This is a genomic window from Bacillus sp. TH30 (assembly GCF_016650875.1).
GTDB lineage: Bacteria > Bacillota > Bacilli > Bacillales > Bacillaceae_G > Bacillus_A > Bacillus_A mycoides.
On record NZ_JAEKEY010000002.1, the window covers coordinates 1578574 to 1601942 of the forward strand.

Here is a 23369-nt window from a genome sequence, read left to right on the forward strand (position 1 = left end):
AATAGTAACTAATAATTTGCTAAATGTAAACAGTTATTGTAACGTTGAAATATAAAAGCAAACATCGGAGGACGAAAAAAGTGGACTACATAGTGCAACAGCTTAAAAAAATTGGTTTTAATGAATATGAAGCTAAATCTTATGTATCTCTTGTTAAACAGGGGCCTGTCACAGCCTACCAAGTGAGTAAGGATTCGGGTATCCCAAGAGCGCGAATTTATGAGATTTTGGGTAACCTTGTAGAAAAAGGAATTGTCATGAAGGAAGAAATAAATGACACCACTCGCTATTCACCTCTACCTGTTGAAATCTTTTTACAAAAGGCGCAATCAGAATGGCAGTCTACTTATGAAGGAATCAGTGATTCATTAAAAAAACTAGAAACTTTCGAGGAAAAAACGGATAATCGAGTGATTACTTTAAAAGACAATAAAACAATAATTAGCTACTGTCAGGCATTAATAAAAAAAGCCCAAAAACGTATTGTCATTTCAATGTGGGATGAGATGTATGAAGCGTTAAAAGAGGAACTATCTGAGGTAGCTGATAAAGTTACAGTACAAGGTATTACCCTGCATGTTGAAAATCCCATTAAAAATCTAGAAGCCCATCGTATAACACCTTATACAGAAACTCTGTCTACAGAACATTGGTTTATTTTATCTATAGATTCTAAAGAGATGATTTATGGACCATCACTTGAGGAGCGTAATATTGCTTTTTATACAGATGATCCCGTTCATATATACCTATTAGAGGATTATGTATGGCATGATGTGTTAGTGAATCGACTTGTACAACGTAGCCAAGATGATTTGGAGCAATGGATTACTACAGAGAGAAAATCCTTCTTTATGGAAAAATAAGAAACATATTCAAAGAATCGAAAAATAAAGCATAAGTTAATTAAATAGAAAACTTATGCTTTATTTTATTTACAAAGTGATACTCCAGTCTTTTAACTATTCCCCTCCACAAACCGCCCAAACTCCTTCAAAAATCTCAATTTAAAACTACCCACAGGCCCATTCCGATGCTTCGCCACATGGATCTCCGTCATCTCTTTCTGCATCGTTTCCTTATCATAATAATCCTCACGATACATAAGCATAATGACATCCGCATCTTGCTCAATTTGTCCTGTCTCTCTTAAATCTGATAAAAGCGGGCGCTTATCTTGACGTGACTCTACGGAACGAGACAATTGCGATAATGCTACTATACAAACATTTAAATCACGAGCTAACAACTTAAGCTTACGTGAAATTTCACTAATCTCTTGAAATCGATTGCCCTTATGCTTCGGATCGCCCGTAATGAGCTGCAAATAATCTACAATAACTAAAAGCTTTTTATCACCGTGCTTCCGCTTTAACTTACGAGTCTGCATCCAAATATCCTGCATTGTAACACCGGCCTTATCATAAATTTCAAGTGGCAACTCACCAATCTCCGCAAACGCCTTACTCACCTTTTCCCAGTCTTCTATCGTAAAACGATGCTTCGGATTTTTCAGCCTACCTCCTGACACTTCGCCCGCGCAAGACGCCATCCTTTTTAACAGTTGCTTACTACTCATCTCTAACGAAAACAATCCAACTGCCGCTCCAGACTTCGCCGCATGCAGTGCGATATTTAACGCAAATGCCGTCTTCCCCATAGAAGGACGCGCTCCAAGGACGACAAAATCCCCTTCCTGCAATCCGCACGTCATCTTATTTAACGATGTATAACCAGTCTCAATACCAGTATTCTCTTTCGTATCTTGATGAAGCTCCTCATACAAACCAACTAAAGCATCCTTCAAATCAAACTCACATACATAGTCCTTTTCCTCTAACTCACAAAGCGCCGTAATCGTCTCACCAATAATTTTTTCATTCTTCTCCGCAATAAGACGCTCTCCCATCTTGCGCCCAAGAACACCAGCCTGATACATTTTCCATGCACCTCGAACAAGCCCCTCATAATAAGAAAAGTTGGCAGTTGTAGGCACACCCTCTATTAGTGCTATAAAATACTCCATTCCCCCGATATTCTCCAAAAAATTTGGATTCATCCGAGAAACGAGCGTCACAAGATCAATTGGTTGCCCTTCATCTTCAATTTTTCGCATTAACCGAAATATACACTTATGCACCGGCATAGAAAAATAATGCTCCGTCAAACGGCACTCCTTAATAAGCTCTCCATCAATTAAAAGAGAACCTAACACCGTCTTTTCCGCCTCCACATTTTGAATACTCATGGACGCCACCCACGTTCCGCTAAAAACCGCTGCAGCTCTTCCTCTGACAGCGCATTCTTCTCCCACTCCTCGCACCTCGTCAAAAACTCCTCCGTCTCCCCAGTACTAACAGACGAATCTTTCTTCCTAAACTGAGCCGTATCCGCCTCAACCTCAGACACTTTCGTAAATCCCTTCCCGTGCCACCCCCTCAAAATCCCCTTCACATAAGCAACCGTTCGCTTATTATTCTCAAACGCAATTTGAAGAGCCTTCAGCACGAGCTCCTCTGACAAATCAACCATCCACGCACTCAGTTCCTCTACCGCATGAGGAGACAAACTACCAAAATGTTGCTCATAAAAAGAAAACACGCGACTTCCCGTCTCTTCCTCTATAACCTCTTCTTCCGCCTCTTCACAAACCGGATCAACATCATGAACGGCCAAATCACTCGGCATACCGAAATGAGCTAAAAGCATCGGAACATTCAGTTCCTCCTCTACGCACTTCTGAAGAAACATATGTACAAACTCCTTATTCTTCACACCCTTAAGCTCACGAAGCACACACTTCTCCACATTCGTATTCGTCACAGGATTATAACGAAGCCAATTCAAAACGAATAACTCCCTCGTATCCGCATCATAAAGAATCTTTCCATAATCAACAAAGCGCTGCACCAACTTATCAACAGTCTCCCTGTTATAACCCGTCTCCATCTCAGCTAACCGCTTCGGAAACGGAAAAATACCGCACTGCGTCGTCTTCGAACAAGTTAACAAATAAACATAAAAATACCGCTCCTCCGGCGTCAAATCCAAAACAAAATCATCCTGCCAAAAATTCACCTGCACATTACGGTACACCGCCATCCCAATTCCTCCCGTCCCGATTCAAAAGTTAAAATTACTCCTTTGTACTATATATAGGAAGGAGGGGTGGGTTTTTGGCGTGTTATTTCAAAATTTTTTTTGACTACTACTACGGTGTTTGTTGGTGTTTTTGTTTTGTTGTGTTTTTTCTTAGTGATTTATTACTTGGTAGGGGCTTGGAAGGGGTATGTAAGGGGCTAGTTGTGGGTTAGTTTGATTAGGAAAGTTCTGTTTTGGAAGGTGCCTCGATCTGCTGCTTTCTTTTTACGGATTTTGTTGATTTCTTTTAATATTGTACCTTCGTGTTTGGCTAGGGCGTTTATTTGTTCTGGGAGGTTGGGTAGTTCTTCTAGTTTGTGTTCTTTTGTGTTTGCTTCTAGATATTCGGTTAGTTCTTCTTCTGTTTTTTTGCAGATTTTTTTATGTATTCGTCTTGGGGGAGGATTCTTATTGTGGGTGTTTTTCCGTTGGTTTTTATTATTTGTGGGATTTTGTTTCGGATTAGTTTGTTGTAGATTGGCATGGGGGTTTCCCTCCGTTTGGTTTTTCTTCTATTATAATGGAAAAGCAGTTTAACTAGATGTTAAACTGCTTTATTGCTTCTTTTATATAGTTTTCTTCTTCGATTGTGAAGAGGGTTGGGAATTCGGATAGTGGAAGGTTCGATTGATTGATTATATCCTCTATATCACTTTGAGGTGTATCAAGATAATTCGTTATCTCTTCTATTACATTGAAAAATTCCTTCAAGGTAATTTGAACATCTTGATGACTCGGATCCTTCTCTTCTACCTTATACTTTTTCAACTTCCCTATCACATCCATAAAACGCTGATCAAACTCTTCTTTTAATTCCTTATTGTTATAAAAAGCTTGAACACTCTCTTTTGAAAAATGTTCCTCTAACCATTCTTTATTTTCTTTCTCCCATATAAAAGTTTGAAGAAATGAAGAAAATAACGCGACATCCACTCGTTCTTCCTTTCGAAACTTCTTCGTCATCTCATTCATATGCGAAAGTACCTTCTCAATTCGTTCTTGCTCCGCCAAAAGCAATTCCCTTTGAAAATGCATTTGTCTTAAAAATTCTTCTGTCTCTATATCACGCTGCAATATAATATTTTGAATTTCCCCAAGCGAAAACCCAAGATGCTTAAACGATTGAATTTGCTGCAGCACATACAAATCATCTGTCGTATATAACCGATGCCCACCCTCAGTATAATCGCTCGGCTTTAATAAATTAATTTTGTCATAATAACGAAGCGTCCGCACCGTAACATCCCCAACACTTGCAAACTCACTAATCATCCACGCCATATCATCACCTACTCCGCTAACTTCTCTTTCACATACTGAAGCATATAAGAAAAGCTCATCTCATTCCGCCTACAATATTGAAACAAACCTACAACAAGCAATACAAAAGGAACATTCCTTCTATAACGATGTTCATACTCACTAATACCGTCATAAAAGTACTCATACTTTCTTTTTCGTAAAATAATATAAATCGCAATAAACAACACTGCGGCCATAATAAAAATTCGCTTTCTCCTTATCTCCACTTCTTGTTTCATCACCTATTCTCCTTCCACTGCGTACTTATCTTCTTTAAATAACGGAATTCGAATGAAATAACGATATGGCTCGTCGCGTATTACTTTCCACGCAACCATGATCACTTGAACTACCTCAAGAGCAAACACAATCCAAAACAAAACATCACTAATACGCGAACTAATATTAAATAGAAGAAAAATTAACAAATGAAAGTTGAACGCCTTTCGGCAATGATATTTGTACACTTCATTTTTACGTGCCAGTGTAATGTACATGAGTAGTGGTGAAAAAATTCCTATTGCGGCTGATAGTAGTAACATGATGATGGTATTTCTTTTTTCTTTTGTGGTGGTTTTCATGATTGGTTTGGTCCCCCCTTTTTGATTTGTCTTCTTTAGGTTAGGGGGTGACGTTGGGGGAGGTGCAAGAGGATTATATAGATTAAATTTAGTAACACCAATATAAATAAAATATGACCTTTATCTTGACAGGGTGGAGGTCATCATTTTAATTTTACATCCACTTTATTTACAAATAAAAAGAAGAGCATATACCTCATATGCTCTTCTTCCCATAGCTAACAATACACTTTATCCAACTAATATTTATCTATAATATTTAAATGTTTCTCCACTTCACCTAAAATCATTAGTTCCATGCAAAAATAAATTTGGCCTTTATCCATGACTTAATCCCCTTTGTATCTAAGTGCTATCCCCTAACATTTAGTACTTCTAAAACTTCCCTAAACAACACAGACCCCCTCCCAACAACCAACTCCAAAGGAATCTCTTTAACTCGCCCATCTCTCCCCACCATAACAACCCCATTCTCATAATCAACCCAAATCTGAACATCCTGCACATAATAACTCTTAATAGAAGATGCCTCATCTAAATTACGATGATCCAGCTCAACCTTAACTTGCTTAGTAAAACGACGCAGCGTTTTCCAAAGAGTTCGTTCTTCTTTTGATTTCATGAATAGTTCTGGGAGTTCTTGTACTTCTTTTAATAACGACATAGTTGTTATTGTGTATGTTTGAATGCCATATCCTACTGGGCGGATGAGGTGGTCTAGTTTTTCCCATGGCTCTAGTTCGAAATTTACATACTCATCATTTTGCTGCATTTGAATGTGTTTAATTTTTGCTACGTATTGAATTCCACCATTTTCTCCGTGCCATTTTTTCGGCGCATATAATGCTATGTACTTTGCTTCTTGCCATCCTGGTTTTAACTGCGTGACCGGTAGCTGATATAAACCTTCTTTCCTATATGTTTCATAGTCTTTTTCAGTTTTCACGCTGCCCACTAATACTTTTTCTTCTAATGAGGAGTGCCATTCTTCTTTTGTTCCTCTTGGAAGGATGCCTTCTTTTATAATTTCTTCCGGACTTTTTTCAATGAGATGATCTAAAAATTGTTCGACTAGTCTTGTTGCGTTTGGTAAGAACGGGAAGCCACCGATATTTACTTTTTCTATACTTTTATAAAATGGATGATTCTCATATACTTCCTCTTGGTTCCACGGGAATAGTACGTACGCTCCGTAAGCTGTTCGCTCAAAAGGCCCCTCTTGTTCTACTACTAGTGCATCTCTGTAACGGTGCATTGTATTAATGTCTTCTTCCATTGGACCAGGGGTACCATACTTCCTTTTGTAATGAGCTTTTTCAGCAAAATCAATTCGATATTTCGCATCAAATATGTATTGATATTGATAGCTCTTTCCCTTTTTCTCAATAGCAAGCATTGTATCTGGCTTTTGTGTAACTGTTGGCAATCCACCGTTTCTTTTCTGGAAGTAAAGTTCTATTACCTCCTCTGTTTCTGGGTGTTTGAACGTTCTTTTTGCAGTTTTACTTTCATCTAGCGTTACATATAAACCATCTTGTTTAACTTGGATAACATCTTGATGGAGCGGTATATATTTTTTCGATAGAATTTGTCCAAGTTTTAAATATGTCCAGTATTCGTATAATCTAGCAACATCTTTTACCGACATTTTGAAAATTTGTCCTCGTAATGTTAAACCCCGCGATAGCATTAAGAAGATTTGATACGCATCTCTATATCCTGCTGCCATCTGGATAACGAGTGAAAAGACTGAGCGATCCAATTTTCCGATCCCTCTCCAAAATGGATCATTCAATTCATTTTTCATTTGATATTTCATATTCTTTACACGCTCTAGCAAATCTTCATCAGTTACACCACGTGTATATCTAGACTTTGGCTCTAGCGCCTTAAGGAGATCAGCTATTTTATGTATGACTCTTTGAATCATCCATTTAACAAATCGATTTTCCAGCGTATCATAAGATACTTCCTTATAAGCTGTAATACCTTTAGTCGGTATACTGCTTTCTCCTTGCAGCAAGTGTGGTCGCTTTCGCAAATAGTTCATTCCGACAGAATCCAATTTACGAATTTTTTCTCCTCGTACTAGTTGATGCCTAGTCATAAGCGTATGATGCGGTTGTCTTTTAATATGAGAGATCGACTTCATAAATCGCTCAAAGGAATCATTTAAAATACGATAAAATTCACTCTTCGATGGATTTGTAGCGTAAATTGCAGATGCTCCTAAGTAAGTTCTTTTCAATAGATGAAACGCTAAATTATAAATTTCATCATTTACTTCATCTAATAAGGCTCTGTAATCATCCTTATAATCCAGTTTTGCCGGGAAAACTTCAAATGTAACAGTTAATAAAGTATTTTGATCATCTTTAATTTCAAATGTTGTATTTCCTACCTCATTTGGAAACGAAAGATTTCCCATTAACACATGAAGTGACCCCATTTGAATGGAACTAACTTGCTTGCGAAAACCCGGATGTTCATGATAAAAGGTCAGCTGTTGATTCTTTTTCGGAACAACAACAAGCTGATAACTTCTATTTTCAAAAAAGATTGGTGGATGTTCGTTCCATTCATCTAGCCTCTGCAATCTCGCATCAAATACAGAAACGGATTCCGTCTTCCCATCTACATGAAAATACATCATTTCATCTGCGTTCATAGCGTGATATTCTTTTAAACTCTCATATTTTTCATGATAAGGATTTCCTTTAATCGTCAATGATAGCTCCTCTGTTTCAATCTTAACTAGCTCTATCTCATTATTAGATCCAGAAAGAGGTGAAACCATCATACTCGAACCTCCTTAACATATGAGACAACTTGTTAGCCGAACGAGGATACTTAGCATAGGAAGCATCATTATTGCCACTATCGTATTCTTCATTTGCACATAATACATACAACTGCTTTAATACCTCTTCCGTTCGTCCATCGCTCCCTGCAAGACGCGGTAAAATCTTTTGATATATTTGATAATCAAGTGCTTCATCAAATGATAATAACTTTCCTTTTTCGTTGTATGCCATATAGAAACAAATTTCATCTCGTATACGATATCCAACTTGAGCTCCAACTGATTCAAGCGTTTTATTTACTTCTATTAAAATAGTTGAGATATTCCTCACAAGATCTTCGTTTTCTTTAAAGCATTCTTTTAAATGAAGATACTCGGTTGCTAAAGAGCTATTAGAAACAATTTCAGGTTCCTTCTCTTCTATATCCATTAAGAAATTAAAATAATCTAAGTTAACGGTATTAAATTCAATTGTATTCGCACGATCTAATACTTTCTTACTTAAAGGATGTGTCGTTTCGTCCATGTTTACCGTTCCGATAATATATACATTTGACGGAATCGTAATATGCTTATTCGTAATTGACTCTGGAAGAACCGGTGACGTAATAATTTTTCCGTCTTTCCATTTACGACTCTCAATTACACTTAAGAAATCACTAAAGTAGTATTCCACTCGAGCTAAATTCATCTCGTCCAACACTACAAAGTACGGCCTATTTGGATTTGCATCTGCATTTTCAAGAACTTTAATTAGCGGTCTTTCTTGGAATTCTCCTTGAAGGTTCACATAACCAAGTAAATCAGAGCTATCACTCCAATCAGGTCGAACCGGAATAAGCGTCAATTGTCCATTCTCTTCCGTAGCCCCTAAACTCTCTGCAAACCACTGAACAATTTTCGTTTTCCCTGTACCCGAAATACCTGATAAAATCACAAATGGCTTCGTCTTTAATGAAAGGAAGAAATTAATAAGGTCCTTTTTCTCATAATAGAAACCTTTACTTTGAATATAAGAAGACACATGATCGATAATTGATTGCTGATCTAAATACACTTCTTTCCTCTCATAAATCATTTCATATTTCGTTCCTTCCTCTTTATAAGCTATGAATCCCTCATAATAGCGAAGCATTTCTTCTAAGTCTTCAACTAATTCTGTTTCACTAGGCATTTCATTAACATCGTATGCAATATAAGCCGCGGTTGAATTCGAATATCCCTTTGCTTTTGGGCTTGTACCTAGGAAAATCTCATCATCTTTTTTTACCTTTTGGGACATATGTATTTGTTCACGGATCTCTTCTTTAATTTTTTGCATCTCTTCTTTAGTCGTTTCCGTCACACCTTGCGCCAGCGTTAAATATAATCGCTCCATATCTTCACTAAATAAATAAACGATATAATAACCTCTCTGCGTGGATGTCGTAATTTCTCTATTCATAATCGCAAGCCACGGCACAGCAGCCCAATTTCCTTGACCAACAGATCCTGTGACAACATACTGATTATGATTAATAAATGGTAACCTCGTTATTTCCATTGTCATTTCATGTCTAACAACCGATCCCATTTTATGGCCCGCAAATCTTTCTGTTCTTGCCTTTAAATACTCATTCATAACCATTAAAAACTTTTCACGTAAATTACTGTTCATACTACCGCCCTTTTCTCCATCATCTTTTACATATCGTTCATCAGGAATCCATTCATCATTAACTAGTCCTACTTGTTCAAGCCAATCTAGTAAATTATTCGTACGCCGCTTCGCTACTGATTCAACCATCAAATTATCCCCTAATGAATTCCGGACAATCGCCATTCCTAAATCTACTAAAGCTTCTTTCTTTTCATCCTTTGAATAGTTCTCTAACACTCCAAGAACAAATAAAGCATGACGGAAATATTCCTGTTTTAAAACTAACTGGGCAATGAAAGCATTCTTATCTTCCGATTGAACATATTCGTTTAATAGCAGCTGATTCATTTCATGAGATCCATTCAAAAAGCCCAATAATCTTAAATCTTGGCGTGCGTTAGATTTCAATCTATATAAATTTTCATCCGTTTGTTCACGTAACTTAATCGGATTATATGTATCATTCATTACCTCTTCTAAAAAGAGCATAACTTTATCATATTTTTCACTTGGTAGATTATCGGTTTGGAATTCTTTAAATGTAATAGCTCTCGATTCCATTACATTCACAAATGGAATCTGCGAGAAGAAAGCTACCAAGAAAGTATTACTTTCACTTGCTTGTCCGAAATCCTCACTCTTTACCGTACGCATATTGATAAATTTTCCCCAAGCATTCTTAAGAAGTTCAAAGCTCACTTTAAAATAAGATGGCGCTCCCTCTTCCTTTTCACATTGCTCACGTGAAAATTTATTTTCAACGTCTAATCCTTTATCATCCTTGTTTATAACTAAATAAGTTTTATCACCTTTTATATCTTCAACCTGCTTCATTGTTTTAGCCAATTCAATTATGAGTTGATCTAACATTTTCATCCCCACCGTTACAATTAATTACAATTACTACTATTTTACCAAACTATGTATAAAAGAAAAATCATACGCCATACCGTATGATTTAATAATTTCTATTATTCCCCACTAGCTCCCCATACTCCTGACTACTCTCCTCAAGAAATATCATACTCTCCCCACTCTCCTTATAAAAACTCTCCCAACCCCTCTCCCTCAAAATCCCCTTCCAACTATCACTCTCCACCATCCGCTTAATAATACTATCCCAATAAGCAACCTCTTCCTCAGTCATATCTTTCGGCCCCATAATTCCTTTCCAGTGCTGGAATATGACGTTGATTCCTTGTTCTTTCCACGTTGGGATTTCTGGTAGTCGGTCTAGGCGTTTTGGTGCGGATACGGCTAGTATTTTTATGTTGCCGGCTTTGTATTGTTTTTCGGCTTCGGATAGGGTCATGGTTGCGGCGCTGATTTGTTTGTTCGTTAGGGCGTTTATGATTTTGTCTTTGTTTTCGTAGACGAAGAATTGTAGTTCGGCCGGGTTTATGCCGAATGCTTTACTTACTTGTACGAATGATAGGTGATCGTCGTTTCCTAGGCCTGGGGCAACGCCGATTTTGAAGTTTTTCTTGTCTTGCTTTAGTTGTTCCATTAGTTCGTTTGCGTTTTCTATGTTTGAGTCTTTTGAGACGACAACGACTTCCCAGTCCGATGCTAATGTTGCGAGCGGTGTGAAGTCTTTATATGTTAGTTTACTGTGGCCTAGTAGGTTGTTCGTTATGAGTAAGCTTGAGTTAATCGCAAGTACGTGACCGCCTTTTTGTTTCGTATATTTCCATCCGACATCACCGCTGCCACCAACTTTGTTTGTGACTGTGATTGGTTTTGTGAAGATTTTTTCTTCTGTCAGCGTTTTTTGCATCGCTCTTGCTGTTAAGTCCCATCCTGCGCCTTGAACGTTTGGCGCCACGATTTCTACTTTGTCGATGTTTACTGTATTCGTTTGAGATTTTTCCGAGGAACAACCAGCTATTACTCCTGTCATGATCCATATACATAGTAATAATCGTTTTTTCATAGTCCTCGTCCTATTCGATATTTTCGTTCTGGTCGTCCGATAATGCCGTATGTGTACTCTACTGTGCATTCGTTTGTCGCTACTAAATATTCTAAATATCTTCTAGCGGTTGTTCTGGAGGCCCCCATTTGTTCTCCCATTTCTTCTATTGTAATACCCTCTTCGAATCCTTTTATAATGCCTTTCACTTTTTGCAATGTTAACGGATCGACACCTGTCGGTAAGTTTTTTATGTCTTGTGTTTGCGAAGTCCCGAAGAAATTATCGATGAGTGCTTGATTTACTTCATTGTTACTATGTAATAGTTGCTTCTTTCTTTTATAGTCTTCAATTGTGCGAACAAATTTTTCTAACGTGACCGGTTTTATAAGGTAGTTGCTTACGCCATTTCGAATTGCTTTTTCTAGCATATGGTTTTCATTCGCCGCTGTAACCATAATGACATCAACGTTTGGAAATTCAGCGTGGATTTTCGGCAATAAGTCTGTACCAATTCCATCTGGTAAATAATTATCTAATAGAAGTAAATCGATTTCTTCCTTTTGTAGTAGTTCCATCGTTTCTTTTGCGTTCAATGCTTTTCCGATCACTTTTACGTCCTTTATTTTTGATAAAAACTCTTCCTGAATTTGCGCTACGCGGAAATCATCTTCTGCAATTGCGACCTTCAACATATGCCCATCCCCCTGTTTGTTATGTACTTTCTCTCAATGTTTTCGGAAGGTAAATTGTAAAAATAGCTCCTCCATTTTTCTCGTTTTGAATTTCAATTGTTCCTTCTAGTAGGTCTACCATTTCTTTCACATTCGCTAGCCCATAACCCCGATTATTTCCTTTCGTTGAAAACCCTTTTTGAAAAATGGTACTTATTTTTTCTGCCGGTATCCCTATCCCGCTATCTATCACTTCAAATACAATATCGTGCCCAATATCCGTAACGAAGAAGGAAACACTCTTTTCCTCTTGCCCACTCACCGCATCAAACGCATTGTCGATTATATTTCCAAGAATCGTAATAAGGTGCGAAACTTTTATATGGCCCGGTAACGGTTGAAGCGCACTATCTCCTTCAATATGAAAATCAATTTTCTTCTCAGATGCTGTTCCGAGTTTTCCTAATAAAATAGCTTGTACTTTCGCATCATGAATTTGATGGAATAAAATATGGTTTTGGCTTTGATGAACATTAGATTCTTGTTGGATAAATTCAATCGCTTCTTTGTAATGTCCTAACTGAAGTAATCCTGATAAAACGAAAAGCTTATTTGTAAATTCATGCGTTTGAGCGCGTAAGTCCTCGGAATACTTTCTTACCTCAGATATCGTATTCACTAAGTTTTGTAATTCTGTTTTATCTCTAAAACTACATACAACGCCTACCGTACTGTTATTTTCGAGTATCGGTGTCCTATTTAAAATAAACACTTTATTTTGAAAAGCTATTTCTTGATCGTTTTCTAGCACTCTTTCCATATTAAATTCCGGTAAAACTTTTGAAATGTGCTGCTGCATATAATCATCATTTACATGTAACATCTCTTCTGCCGACGTGTTCATCATCGTAATAAAACCATTTTGATCAATAGCGATAATCCCTTCTTTTATGGATAGTAGTATCGCACTTCGTTCCCGGTATAACGCTGCGATTTCATTCGGTTCCAAACCAAGTGTATCCTTCCTAATACTACGTGCTAAAAGAATGCCACCAATAATTCCAGCTAGTAATACAGCTAAGGAAAAGAGTATAATTTCTTTCGTTCTGCTCAATATGTTAGATTCAATACCTTTTATTAGAAACTCTACTGTCACAACACCTACAACTTGATCGTAGTCTCCGTTATGAACAATAATAGGTGCCTTCGCCATTAAAGCCGGGCCACTTGCACCATTTCCTTCGAGTGTATAATAGCCACCAAAAGTGAGTGCTTCATAGTTATATGGATTCTTACTTTTTGTACCAATCAACTCCGAATTAGAATGTGAATACATAACCCCAAAGCGATCTTCTATAATGACATAATCTGCGCCAGCTTGCTCACGAACTTGTTCCGCAATGGATTGAATAGTACTTTTATGCTCGTTATTTTGAAAAGCATCTTTTATAGCTGGCATAAAAGAAAGGGATTTAGCTGTTTGCAGTGCTAATTGTTCCACTTGGCGCTTTGTATCAACGGACTGAATATAAACAAATATTCCCGCTAATAGGAGAACGACAAATAAAATTAACGTAATAATTAAGCTTACTATTTTCGTTTGTAATGACACTTTGCGTGATTTCTTCATACTCCATATCCTTTGATAAAATATTCAAAACTATCAATCTCCTTTTTCTATTATTATGACAAAACTGCAAATGAATCAACTATAAAAACCTCCATGTACATAAAGTACAAAAAGAATAAAATTGTCATAATATTGAGATTTTAACTAAAGAACAGTACAATTCAACTACATTGAACACGCTTTCATATATACTTTTTATTTATAAGCAAGAGGAGGAATTACTATGGCTCAAGCAAAATCTAACCGAGTCGCCGGCAATATCTTTAAAGGTTCCGTCGGCAATTTAATTGAATGGTACGACTGGTACGTTTACTCTGCTTTTGCTGTTTATTTTTCAGCAGAGTTCTTTCCTAAAGGCGATCCAACGAGCCAATTACTGAACACAGCCGCTATTTTCGCAGTTGGATTTTTAATGCGCCCTATCGGAAGTTTATTAATGGGACGTTATGCAGATCGACACGGCCGCCGGGCAGCATTAACGCTTTCTATTACAGTTATGGCCGGTGGTTCTTTAATTATCGCCTGTACACCTAGTTACGAAAGCATCGGTATTATGGCACCAATTATTTTAGTTCTTGCCCGTTTACTTCAAGGATTATCACTCGGCGGAGAGTATGGAACTTCCGCAACATATTTATCTGAAATGGCTAGTAGTGGACGCCGTGGTTTTTATTCAAGTTTTCAATATGTAACGCTCGTTGCTGGACAGATGGTTGCGTTAGGTGTTCAAATTGTTCTTCAGCAATTACTAAGCGAACCAGATATGAAAGCTTGGGGATGGCGTATTCCATTCATTATTGGTGCGATGGGAGCAGTAGCTGTATTATGGCTTCGCCGCACGATGGATGAGTCGGAGCAGTTCTCAAATATGGAATCGAAAAACCGCGAAAGCGCAGGAACCGTTCGCGCTCTTATGAAACACCCGAAAGCAGTATTAACAGTAGTCGGCCTAACACTAGGAGGCACTGTTGCATTCTATACGTACACAACATATTTACAAAAATTCATGGTAAACACAGTCGGTCTCCCGAAAGAAGTTGTAAGCTGGATTAACTTTGCCGCACTACTTATATTCGTTGTACTTCAACCAATTGCGGGGCTATTATCCGATAAAATCGGACGCCGCCCACTATTAATGGCTTTCGGTATTCTCGGAACGTTACTAACAGCACCGATCTTCTTCTTCATGGAAAAAACGACAGAACCAATCGTAGCATTTTTACTCATGATGGTCGGCCTCATTATCGTTACTGGTTACACTTCCATTAACGCAATTGTAAAAGCCGAACTCTTCCCAACCGAAATTCGCGCACTTGGCGTAGGTTTACCGTATGCACTAACCGTTGCGATATTCGGCGGAACAGCTGAGTTCATCGCATTATGGCTAAAAAGTATCGGAATGGAATCACTATTCTACTTCTACGTAGCTGGATGTATCGCGATAAGCTTTATTACGTATTGGCGTATGGATGAGTCATCGAAGACTTCGCAGATTGAGGCGGAGCTTGGTGGCGGGGATAAATTAGTTAATAATAAATCTAGTTAAAATTATGTATTCTATGTTCTTCGTTTACCTGAACTCGATTTACTTTATCTAAAAAAGCATAATTCATTAATATACAATTTAAAAACCTCTACTTATATGTAGAGGTTTTTGTATGACGAAAAAACTCGTAGTTCCATTGTTATTTTACAAACCCAGCTTCTGTTCGATATAGTGACAGCACATAATTTGAAGTTTAAATAACGATGTCTTGATAACCAACTTCTACAACTTGCTCATTTTCAAATTTCACCCCGACACCGTCCTCTTCCCAGGTACAATTGAATATTAATCCAACTCTTCTAATTCCATCTTCAAAATCTGGTAATATACTTAACCCAACAGGTTCCACCAATTTTACTAGTTCTTGAATAGTTGTTATAATCGGCGCTATTTTATCAGCAGATTCATCACCTACCATATCTCTATATTCCATATATTCTTCTTTATAATACTCGAATATTGCTTGTTCAGCTTCTTTTGTAAGTTTGTTTATATCAGTAATGAACTTCCTATATGCTTCTTCTTGAACTGTAGGAATTAAATCATCTTCTTCTCCATCAATAGTTAAAGAAACTATTTTTTCCTGCCCAAAAATAGTTATCTTTTGTTGTCCGCTCCAATATAAATCGTGAACAATTTCACCAAATAATTCATGGTTTATTTTTTTCATAATTTTATTCTCCTAAATTTTTTCTTGATAACCAATTACGCCATATTTCCCCGAATAAAAAACATAAACTCATGTTAAACTTTTCTTATTCTTTAGAAACACAGTTATTACATTTCCATTCTTATCAATAACTACTCTCAAATTGTTAATACGCCTTCAATTAGCTGTAGCACCAATAGATTCTTTGATAGTTTGTTCGTAACAAATCGTATGATTATAAATTTTAAAAATAAATGTTATAGTCAATCAAAATAAAAGGCGTGAGCTATTGGGCTCACGCTTAAGAAGAATTTTAATTTAAATGTTTTTATAAAAGTTAATTTTTTAGTTATTATTTTTATACATTTTTTGTTCTTGTCCCCAAACTTCAATTAAATTTCTAAGTTCAGTTGTTTCAATCTTACATATATTAGGATCATGGATAGAATATAAATCTACAAGTATAGTTTCATCCTTTTTTACTTGAATTGCACATAATGTACCTTGAAATTCATTATATTCTTTTAAATTATTTAATACTTCATCAATTTTTTGTAACCACCATTTAACTGGAATCCCTTGGATATCGTTTTCTAAAAATGTTGCTACAATTTCTAGTTCTTTTGGTAATTCTATTTTTAAAGAATCTAGGTCTTCATTTTTTGTCACTTTATATATATTTCATTTGTAACTACTCAGCTACCCTAAGGTTTTAATGGTTTAATATTTTGATTTTCAAGTTTGCCTTCACAAATTCCTGTTAACACTGATAATAAGAAAAACAGGCCGTAAAACGGGCGATCAATTTGATCATAAAGGTCATACGCTTCGCCAAGTGGAACATCCGAATCATGTGGTTGTTCAGCCTGTAACAATTACTAACAGCGCGTAGAAAACGTTTGGATAAATAAGAAGCAAATAAATTATTAAAGGGTTGTAACCCCTACTATAAGAAATACTATTATTACCAAAGGAAGAATGATAATCATAAAGGACACTATTATTGTTAATAATGCTTTCCATGCTGAAAATTGGTGTGCTTCTCCTAAACATTTTAAGGAAATAATGATTGTCCAAATTCCAATAACTATATCAATTATGGCAAAAATAAGAAACAAAATCGTTAAAGTTATGCTACTATCCATTTCCGGTGTCTCACTCGTAAAGTTTTCTATCCCAAACAAGAAAAATGAAGGCACCCAAACTAATATAAGAGAGTAAACGTAAGGGATATAAGAATAGGCAACTGAGTAACGTGTTTTTTCAAAGGTACCTTGTCCACCAAGTTTTTTTGCCACCCAATTGAATAACGCTGGTAGCAAAAAATAATAAATTAAGAAAGCAACGAAGGTACCGAATATAACTATTGAGATTATTGAAAATGGACTACTTATTGAATCCGCCATATTTTTAGAAGATGCTCGATCTAAAGTCTGTACGAATGAGCCTAATAAAATGAGTAAAAACACATTCTTAGGTTTGGATATAAAAATTTCTTTCATTGTATCACGTGGTTTTGTCCAAATGGAGAACCAAGGATTAAGTGCACGTTTAAATTGATTTTCTGGAGTTTCCATATAAAAAACATTCCCCTTTCTTAAAACATATTAAATATAATTTCCTAATCATCCCAGTTATGTACATAGAAATATTAAAGCATAAATAGTCGGTTATTTAAATATAAATATTCAATCATTTAATTTCATCTGAAACTTAGGGGGAGTGCTTCTTAGCAATTACCTCTATATTGTCTTGCATTTTTAACTATGGGCTGAGTAGTTACTTTCATTTTTGAGTACCTCCATTCTTTAATACATTGGATAAACAGTTATAATCTTATCATTAATAAGTGCAAACCTAATTTCCATTCCTTCAGATGTTTTACCAGAATATAATCTTCCACTTATACATCTTTTATTGCTATAAGCCTCGTGAATGGCTTGTTCCATGCCTTGAATGGTAGCGATACATACAAGCATTCATGCTTTGAGTTTGGCTTTGTACTTCTCCCAAATACATGTTTAAACTCATGTATTGACCTCCTGTGCTAGATTTTGTTGTTGATAATACAGGTCATTTTCTAAATCACTCAGACTTCTTTTTCTTCACTTTAAACTTTCAAGTGATTTAATGGTGAATATTTTTGATACTTTTTACCTATTTCTGAATCTGTAAAATCTAAATAACCTTTTTGAGTTACCTCTACACTAGAATGACCGAAAATACGTGATAACGAGGCCCATTCTCCACCCTTTAGAGTCTGATCATAGCTTTTCAGCGTTTTAGTCGATAAGTTTTTACTTGAACAGTACAGCATAAAATTACCTAGCTGTAATTCAAATTCAGTCAAAACAAAAAACACCGCCTCTCATTAGTTTGATTTACAAACCAATAAAAGACGGTGTTTATTAAAATGCATTAACATTATTTGTTGGTAACTTTACATTATTACCGCTAAACAATCAAAAACACTGTTATATCAGCGTTTACGAAGCCTTATATTCAAGTCTCAGCTTATCCTCAACCATTGCGATGAACTCAGAATTCGTAGGTTTTGCTTTTGACATGGATACTGTATAACCATCACTATATCAAGGCATTGTATATTTCATAACAATTATTAAAAGCTTCTATTTATTGGTTAGAAGTATAAGGTTTATCGCTTACCTAAATCTGATTGTATCTTCTATTCAAAGTACTTTCAAAAAAAGGTAATGGACATTAAAAAAGCTTATGCAGGTTATACATAAGCTTTTTTACTCATGATTAGATATTTTTCAAATGCTACACCTTAAAGCAAGTCTTAAAAAGATTAAATATAATAGCCAGTATTTTCATCCATTTTAATTAAAAATTCTTCTAAAGAATCTGCTATTTTCTCATCCTCAGAGTAAATAGGACATTGACTTAATTCATTTTCCTCTTTAAATTTAATGGTTAAAAAGTTAAGTTCTGTTACTTCAAAAAACACTAATGATTCTTCATCATCTACACCATCTAGGTTTGGATTATATTCATAAATATCTTGCCTTAAACGGAAATCTGCAACTGAAATCGGGTCCATAAATCTGTTGAAAAACGTTCTTTTATCAGATTTCAAAAACCCACAACCTATTTCTTGATAAAAGCGTTTCAGTTCTTTTGGAAGTTCCATTTGTAATAAACTTTCTGCCTCATCTATCTCATCTTGATATATAGGATAGAAAATAGGTTTCTGTTTAGAACGGACACTTCTGTCTGCTACAACATATTCTTTCAAAAAATTAAACATAATTTTTACTACCTCCTATTAAAGAAGGGTTATTTTTAACGCTTCCTCAAGCATTGTATTAAAATCATTATATGTGTTCATTACCGTACCTGATGGTTTATCAAGTTCTAAATAAGTACCGTCTGATAAGCTTTTACAAAACCACGCAATATTTGAATCGCCAAAGAAAAGATACTCTTTTTGAAATTCATTTTCATACCAAATCTCATTCGTGTCTATAAAGCCGCAAATATGTTCATCTTTTTTTGTTTCTAGTAAAGAAGAATCAACTCCGTAAAGTACCAGTCCATCAAAGTCTAAACCATTTACAGTTTTAAGAAACTCTTCGTATTCACTCGGTAAATCAACATTAAATTTCTCTTTTACATGTTCTCTTAATCTTTGAACTTCAGTATCCGTTGCGGGTGTATTCAGCTTATAATTAACACTTTTCAATATATCTTCAATTTCTAAAATCAGATTTTTCCACATATAAATTTCACCATTGCTTCAGCTTGAATCAGTTCAAAAATTTCTTTTTCATTTCCCTCATAATTGTTTAACATTCTTAGAATTTTCAAATCCTTTACATCCATGTCACTAACTCCTATCAATTATTTTAGGACTTTCTTTTACATGTTTGCTTCTGAATCCCATACCTCTATAAATTCAAAACCTTTTAAATCACTTTCTAACACTGTATTTCTAAATTCATCTGATACAAAAACGGAAGGAATATGTAATATTTCATTTAAGTAAACTTTAAATATTGTTTGGTTCTTAACCATATTAGGTAAGAATGCGTATTTTTTGAAATCTATTACTAAGCCAGAACGTAGTTTCTTTAGTATAGCTTTCTCATAGTCAATAGCATCTAGTGCATTTAAAACGTTAATTATATAATACACTTCTCCCGTCACATCATGAATTAGGGGAAGAAATTCTACATTATCACCAAGTATAGACTCTAAAAATTTTTTAGCTTTCCCACTAACCATTGGTGTACCAACTTCTCCCCAAAAATGAGGCAAATCACTTTGATTTCCTTCTTCTACACATTTAATACGTATTTCTCCCCATGAATCAGATGCTTTTACTGCCGAGTCAATTTTTCCTTCAAAATACTTTTTAGAATCTTCTTCTAAGTTCAATAGTTGAAAGGATTCATAGTCATCAAATGAACTCTTTAATTCCCAAATTTTCATTTTTACTCTCCTTTGTTATTTTTCTATTATAAGATTACTCTTTCTTCGGTTTATTTAATTTTAATTCACCATTCAATAAACGTTCTCTTATATCATGTAAGGCGTCAACAGCATCTTCTTGAGTACCGCCCCGTTTCTTAACAAGACTTAATACTCTCTCTACTTCAAGTATGTACTCTGAACTATGCTTTCCTATGTGTAAGACTTCAGTAGTCACGTATTTATTAACTTTATAAGGTAAAAATACTCCATTAGCCGCCGAATCATGGTCTATCCCAAATTCCTTTAATAATTTTTGTGCCTTTTCTGCCCTACTATCGTTCCAAGGTGTTAGATGATGTGCTGCATTAGAATATGGGGGTGGTTCAATCCCTGCATCCTTAAGTTCTTCACGTAATATTTTAGATGCTGTATACGAATCAGGATACTCATTTTTCACTTCAACTCTATCAAGAACTTTATCCGCATAATCTTGTATTACTTCTTGTACACCTTTAACTCTATTTCTTCCACCAGTTTCAGAAAGCATAAATGTATCACGGGCTTCTTGTAAAGCTTCAAAAGTTTTTATCTGATTGCTACCAAAGCCACTAGTACCTGCGAATGCAAATCGTTCTTTCAATGGTAAATGCTTCGAAACAGACGAAATACCTTCTGAGAATTTTGTTAGATTTGCAGTAGTTGCTACCTTCGATACTTTACTTAATCCTTTATCACCAATGAGACCTAGCCCAATTTGTGTTAAAGCATAACTTCCCCACTTTGCACGACTTTCAGCATCTCCATTTATTACATCATTAATAAATGAATCTGACAATGCATTATACATGGTACTAAGGGTATCAATAGGGTGCAAAGCAGCGTTCCCCATGTTTTCCCACGTTTCCCAATCTCCTAAAGCTTTTATTCCGTCTATTGTATCGCTAACTGCTTGTCCCGTACCATCTACAATACCGTCCCAAATTTTTTCCCCAGTAGATTTTTCAGGTAGCTTACCACACATTTCACCTTCTTCAATTGAATTGGCAGCTTGTCGTGCCCTCTCTTCTGTAATCGCTTGAATAGAGGTTGTCCATTCCATATTCAACCCTTGTGTACTAAATGTACCACTTGCAGGACTAAAACCTATCCCACTTTGAACTTCCGCCAAACCCGTCGCAATACTAGCGGCTAGTTGGAGTGCCGTATCATAATTACTACTAGAAGTATAATTAAATTCATATAGATGTTCTAATTTTTCTTGCAGTTTTTTCCTCATGACAGTAAAAAGATTTACCATAGCTTCCATACCTGGGATTGGCATAGCTTGACTGATGGCTTCCATACTTGCTTTCATTCGGTCAATTTCTCGAATTTGTTCTAATATTTCTTGTTCAATTACATCAGTGGAAGCGACTTGTGATTGAAATTGACTTGGAAAAGCATCGTTCTGACGAATTAACTCTTCACACAGATAAATGATTCCTTGCGCTAAAGGGCGAAAGGTTTGCACAAAAAATGATTTTGCACTGCTATATGTTTGCCCCTGTAACACAGTATCAGTTGCAAAAGCATCAATCGACTGAATTGCTTGTTCCATACCTTGAATGGTGGCCGTACATACAGCGTTCATACTTTGAGTTTGGTTTTGTACTTCTCCCAAATACATATTTAAACTCATGCATTGATCTCCCTTGCTAATTGTTGTTGTTGATAGGAAAGGGCGTTTTCTAAATCATTAAGGTCTCGTCTTTCTTTAAGTAACGTTTCTTTTTTGTTTTCCAATTCAAATGTGACTTTTCGTTCAATATGTTGTGCATCTTGATACGTATTCATAAAAAACTGAGACATTTCTCTATCACCATGCCAAGTTCCTAAAATTCGATCAAACAAACGACGATTTCGACTTCTACATTCATAAAAATCTGCTTCCGCTCGCTCCTGAATGTGAATCGCGGATTGATTTCGGCCTTGTTCTTCAAATACACTTCTTAACTTTTGATTTACTTGATTGATTTGTTTTTCAATATCTTGACTCATCATATTCCTCCTACCATTTTACCTTTATGTAGGTTGTCACATTAGCGAAAAGTATTGTGAAGTTCGTTATCCATTCTCTCAAACTCTTGGGCTACTGAATGAATATTATCTACCGCTTGTTGAAAGGCAGTGGAAAATTGTTTCGTAAAATCTAACATTTGTTGATTCGCTTCTTGTGCTTTGGAATTAACAGATAGTGTTGTACGCGTCGCCTTTGTTATAGAACGATTTGTTGCACTTTGGATTATATTCGAAGCTGTTCTCATCTGCGTAGCAATTTGTTGTGCCGTTTGAAAATTACTTTGAAATTGTCCCATCACTCAAATCCTTTCTCTAATTTTCAGAACATGACAAAGAAATCCCAATAAATATATGAAAATTCCCTATCAATATCACTCTTTTTAAACGTGTGTCCAGCTAAGTTGGGCATGCAATCAAATGAGCCATACAATATAAGCTGTATGGCTCATTTGAAATGCTTGTTATATAGAGTAAAACAATTTTTATTTCAAACCGAAATTACGTGATAATTCTTCATCATGAGAAGCAACAGCCTCTGCAGTTTTATTCAGCTGCACATTAATTTCTTGTAATAGCTGTGCGAAGTTTTGTACTTTTGGCTTTAATTCATTGAACTGTTGGTCAAAACCTTCAAAAGCACGTCCTTCCCATTCTCCTCTTAATTCATTTTGTAAGTTTTGTAGTTGACTTAAAATGTCCTCAATTTGATTTGCACCTTGTCCATATCGAGCCGCTTTCGATTTAAGCTCCTCTGGTGACATACGAATTTGTCCAGCCATTTTCATTTCCCCTTTAATACATAATAAGCAAAATATATATTGGTTAATTTTACTAAATATATTATAATGTATTATTCTGAACTTTTAAACGTTTTATCTTTCTATTGAATATTAGAATATTATCAATTTCAATCATTAAATATTCTACTTTTCTCGCTTTAATTGTTTCTAAAATATAGAAAAGAATACCTAGATCAAATATCTTTTCAGCGTTAGAG

The 23369-nt window shown here is 35.7% G+C and carries 23 protein-coding genes and 4 pseudogenes; 2 read left to right on the top strand and 25 right to left on the bottom strand.

Features of this window, described 5'->3' with window-relative positions; translation table 11 throughout:
* The first annotated feature begins 80 nt into the window (after positions 1-80).
* Entirely contained in the window at positions 81-866 is a 786-nt protein-coding gene (locus JFU20_RS10340; RefSeq protein ID WP_002166243.1) for a TrmB family transcriptional regulator, read from the top strand.
* Positions 867-958: 92 nt separating this feature from the next.
* On the opposite strand, the gene dnaB is transcribed toward JFU20_RS10340, so the two are convergent.
* The 11 genes and pseudogenes from dnaB to JFU20_RS10395 all read right to left on the bottom strand — a co-directional run bounded on the left by dnaB (position 959) and on the right by JFU20_RS10395 (position 13682).
* A complete protein-coding gene (gene dnaB, locus JFU20_RS10345) occupies positions 959-2248 on the bottom strand; it encodes a replicative DNA helicase (protein WP_201039225.1) in 1290 nt (429 codons plus the stop codon).
* Entirely contained in the window at positions 2245-3102 is an 858-nt protein-coding gene (locus JFU20_RS10350; protein WP_201038594.1) for a DnaD domain-containing protein, read from the bottom strand. The genes dnaB and JFU20_RS10350 overlap by 4 nt, the downstream gene beginning before the upstream one ends.
* 197 nt (positions 3103-3299) lie before the next feature.
* Positions 3300-3625, bottom strand: a pseudogene (locus tag JFU20_RS10355) (nucleoside triphosphate pyrophosphohydrolase).
* A 53-nt stretch (positions 3626-3678) separates the two neighbouring features.
* Positions 3679-4422, bottom strand: coding sequence for a MerR family transcriptional regulator (locus JFU20_RS10360; RefSeq protein ID WP_201038595.1), 744 nt, complete (start codon positions 4420-4422; stop codon positions 3679-3681).
* Between the two features lie 8 nt (positions 4423-4430).
* Positions 4431-4682 carry a hypothetical protein gene (locus JFU20_RS10365; RefSeq protein ID WP_016126636.1) on the bottom strand — a complete coding sequence of 84 codons (252 nt, stop codon included), beginning with the start codon at positions 4680-4682 and terminating at the stop codon, positions 4431-4433.
* A gap of 3 nt (positions 4683-4685) precedes the next feature.
* Entirely contained in the window at positions 4686-5024 is a 339-nt protein-coding gene (locus JFU20_RS10370; RefSeq protein WP_016126635.1) for a magnetosome magnetite crystal formation protein family, read from the bottom strand.
* Between the two features lie 352 nt (positions 5025-5376).
* The gene (locus tag JFU20_RS10375) at positions 5377-7821 is read right to left on the bottom strand and encodes a restriction endonuclease-like protein (RefSeq protein ID WP_201039226.1); all 2445 of its coding nucleotides are present in this window, start codon (positions 7819-7821) and stop codon (positions 5377-5379) included.
* Positions 7796-10336 (bottom strand): MrcB family domain-containing protein, encoded by a 2541-nt coding sequence (locus tag JFU20_RS10380; protein ID WP_201038596.1) that lies wholly within the window; start codon positions 10334-10336, stop codon positions 7796-7798. Before JFU20_RS10380 ends, JFU20_RS10375 begins: the two co-directional genes overlap by 26 nt.
* Positions 10337-10424: 88 nt before the next feature.
* Positions 10425-11399 (bottom strand): tripartite tricarboxylate transporter substrate binding protein, encoded by a 975-nt coding sequence (locus tag JFU20_RS10385; protein WP_201038597.1) that lies wholly within the window; start codon positions 11397-11399, stop codon positions 10425-10427.
* Positions 11396-12073: a response regulator gene (locus JFU20_RS10390; RefSeq protein WP_002166265.1), complete on the bottom strand. Its 678-nt coding sequence runs from the start codon at positions 12071-12073 to the stop codon at positions 11396-11398. The genes JFU20_RS10385 and JFU20_RS10390 overlap by 4 nt, the downstream gene beginning before the upstream one ends.
* Before the next feature lie 19 nt (positions 12074-12092).
* Complete coding sequence (locus JFU20_RS10395; protein WP_201038598.1) at positions 12093-13682, bottom strand: ATP-binding protein; 1590 nt, start codon at positions 13680-13682, stop codon at positions 12093-12095.
* 223 nt (positions 13683-13905) lie between these two features.
* Here JFU20_RS10395 and JFU20_RS10400 point away from each other — a divergent pair, with 223 nt between their 5' ends.
* Complete coding sequence (locus JFU20_RS10400; protein ID WP_002166267.1) at positions 13906-15228, top strand: MFS transporter; 1323 nt, start codon at positions 13906-13908, stop codon at positions 15226-15228.
* A gap of 193 nt (positions 15229-15421) precedes the next feature.
* On the opposite strand, the gene JFU20_RS10405 is transcribed toward JFU20_RS10400, so the two are convergent.
* The 14 genes and pseudogenes from JFU20_RS10405 to JFU20_RS10465 all read right to left on the bottom strand — a co-directional run bounded on the left by JFU20_RS10405 (position 15422) and on the right by JFU20_RS10465 (position 23151).
* Positions 15422-15898, bottom strand: a complete 477-nt coding sequence (locus tag JFU20_RS10405; protein ID WP_002010947.1) for a DUF6985 domain-containing protein — start codon at positions 15896-15898, stop codon at positions 15422-15424.
* 324 nt (positions 15899-16222) lie between these two features.
* Positions 16223-16546: a hypothetical protein gene (locus JFU20_RS10410; RefSeq protein WP_002010945.1), complete on the bottom strand. Its 324-nt coding sequence runs from the start codon at positions 16544-16546 to the stop codon at positions 16223-16225.
* Positions 16547-16581: 35 nt separating this feature from the next.
* Positions 16582-16752 carry a hypothetical protein gene (locus JFU20_RS10415; RefSeq protein ID WP_002010943.1) on the bottom strand — a complete coding sequence of 57 codons (171 nt, stop codon included), beginning with the start codon at positions 16750-16752 and terminating at the stop codon, positions 16582-16584.
* A 51-nt stretch (positions 16753-16803) separates the two neighbouring features.
* A complete protein-coding gene (locus JFU20_RS10420) occupies positions 16804-17454 on the bottom strand; it encodes a Yip1 family protein (protein WP_002010942.1) in 651 nt (216 codons plus the stop codon).
* A gap of 231 nt (positions 17455-17685) precedes the next feature.
* A pseudogene (locus JFU20_RS30705) lies at positions 17686-17908 on the bottom strand (EndoU domain-containing protein).
* Between the two features lie 79 nt (positions 17909-17987).
* A pseudogene (locus JFU20_RS30575) lies at positions 17988-18134 on the bottom strand (integrase); the annotation flags it as partial.
* A gap of 229 nt (positions 18135-18363) precedes the next feature.
* Positions 18364-18459 (bottom strand): annotated as a pseudogene (locus tag JFU20_RS10430) (sporulation transcription factor Spo0A); the annotation flags it as partial.
* A 230-nt stretch (positions 18460-18689) separates the two neighbouring features.
* The gene (locus tag JFU20_RS10435) at positions 18690-19148 is read right to left on the bottom strand and encodes an SMI1/KNR4 family protein (protein WP_002010939.1); all 459 of its coding nucleotides are present in this window, start codon (positions 19146-19148) and stop codon (positions 18690-18692) included.
* 18 nt (positions 19149-19166) lie between these two features.
* Positions 19167-19619: a YrhA family protein gene (locus JFU20_RS10440; protein WP_033715661.1), complete on the bottom strand. Its 453-nt coding sequence runs from the start codon at positions 19617-19619 to the stop codon at positions 19167-19169.
* Positions 19620-19759: 140 nt separating this feature from the next.
* Positions 19760-20332 (bottom strand): imm11 family protein, encoded by a 573-nt coding sequence (locus JFU20_RS10445; protein WP_002166271.1) that lies wholly within the window; start codon positions 20330-20332, stop codon positions 19760-19762.
* Between the two features lie 34 nt (positions 20333-20366).
* Positions 20367-21992, bottom strand: a complete 1626-nt coding sequence (locus JFU20_RS10450; protein WP_033715660.1) for an AHH domain-containing protein — start codon at positions 21990-21992, stop codon at positions 20367-20369.
* Entirely contained in the window at positions 21989-22351 is a 363-nt protein-coding gene (locus JFU20_RS10455; protein ID WP_002166273.1) for a DUF3958 family protein, read from the bottom strand. The genes JFU20_RS10450 and JFU20_RS10455 overlap by 4 nt, the downstream gene beginning before the upstream one ends.
* 41 nt (positions 22352-22392) lie before the next feature.
* Entirely contained in the window at positions 22393-22668 is a 276-nt protein-coding gene (locus JFU20_RS10460) for a TIGR04197 family type VII secretion effector (RefSeq protein WP_000529655.1), read from the bottom strand.
* Between the two features lie 186 nt (positions 22669-22854).
* The gene (locus JFU20_RS10465) at positions 22855-23151 is read right to left on the bottom strand and encodes a WXG100 family type VII secretion target (RefSeq protein WP_002166274.1); all 297 of its coding nucleotides are present in this window, start codon (positions 23149-23151) and stop codon (positions 22855-22857) included.
* Positions 23152-23369: the final 218 nt, after the last annotated feature.

Coding starts and splice junctions, on each gene's coding strand:
- dnaB (WP_201039225.1), bottom strand. CDS start 2,248: ATGAGTATTCAAAATGTGGAGGCGGAAAAGACGGTGTTAGGTTCTCTT.
- JFU20_RS10365 (WP_016126636.1), bottom strand. CDS start 4,682: ATGAAACAAGAAGTGGAGATAAGGAGAAAGCGAATTTTTATTATGGCC.
- JFU20_RS10435 (WP_002010939.1), bottom strand. CDS start 19,148: ATGTTTAATTTTTTGAAAGAATATGTTGTAGCAGACAGAAGTGTCCGT.
- JFU20_RS10395 (WP_201038598.1), bottom strand. CDS start 13,682: ATGAAGAAATCACGCAAAGTGTCATTACAAACGAAAATAGTAAGCTTA.
- JFU20_RS10465 (WP_002166274.1), bottom strand. CDS start 23,151: ATGGCTGGACAAATTCGTATGTCACCAGAGGAGCTTAAATCGAAAGCG.
- JFU20_RS10460 (WP_000529655.1), bottom strand. CDS start 22,668: ATGGGACAATTTCAAAGTAATTTTCAAACGGCACAACAAATTGCTACG.
- JFU20_RS10450 (WP_033715660.1), bottom strand. CDS start 21,992: ATGAGTTTAAATATGTATTTGGGAGAAGTACAAAACCAAACTCAAAGT.
- JFU20_RS10350 (WP_201038594.1), bottom strand. CDS start 3,102: ATGGCGGTGTACCGTAATGTGCAGGTGAATTTTTGGCAGGATGATTTT.
- JFU20_RS10420 (WP_002010942.1), bottom strand. CDS start 17,454: ATGGAAACTCCAGAAAATCAATTTAAACGTGCACTTAATCCTTGGTTC.
- JFU20_RS10405 (WP_002010947.1), bottom strand. CDS start 15,898: ATGAAAAAAATAAACCATGAATTATTTGGTGAAATTGTTCACGATTTA.
- JFU20_RS10390 (WP_002166265.1), bottom strand. CDS start 12,073: ATGTTGAAGGTCGCAATTGCAGAAGATGATTTCCGCGTAGCGCAAATT.
- JFU20_RS10375 (WP_201039226.1), bottom strand. CDS start 7,821: ATGGTTTCACCTCTTTCTGGATCTAATAATGAGATAGAGCTAGTTAAG.
- JFU20_RS10400 (WP_002166267.1), top strand. CDS start 13,906: ATGGCTCAAGCAAAATCTAACCGAGTCGCCGGCAATATCTTTAAAGGT.
- JFU20_RS10445 (WP_002166271.1), bottom strand. CDS start 20,332: ATGAAAATTTGGGAATTAAAGAGTTCATTTGATGACTATGAATCCTTT.
- JFU20_RS10440 (WP_033715661.1), bottom strand. CDS start 19,619: ATGTGGAAAAATCTGATTTTAGAAATTGAAGATATATTGAAAAGTGTT.
- JFU20_RS10380 (WP_201038596.1), bottom strand. CDS start 10,336: ATGTTAGATCAACTCATAATTGAATTGGCTAAAACAATGAAGCAGGTT.
- JFU20_RS10385 (WP_201038597.1), bottom strand. CDS start 11,399: ATGAAAAAACGATTATTACTATGTATATGGATCATGACAGGAGTAATA.
- JFU20_RS10455 (WP_002166273.1), bottom strand. CDS start 22,351: ATGAGTCAAGATATTGAAAAACAAATCAATCAAGTAAATCAAAAGTTA.
- JFU20_RS10360 (WP_201038595.1), bottom strand. CDS start 4,422: ATGGCGTGGATGATTAGTGAGTTTGCAAGTGTTGGGGATGTTACGGTG.
- JFU20_RS10370 (WP_016126635.1), bottom strand. CDS start 5,024: ATGAAAACCACCACAAAAGAAAAAAGAAATACCATCATCATGTTACTA.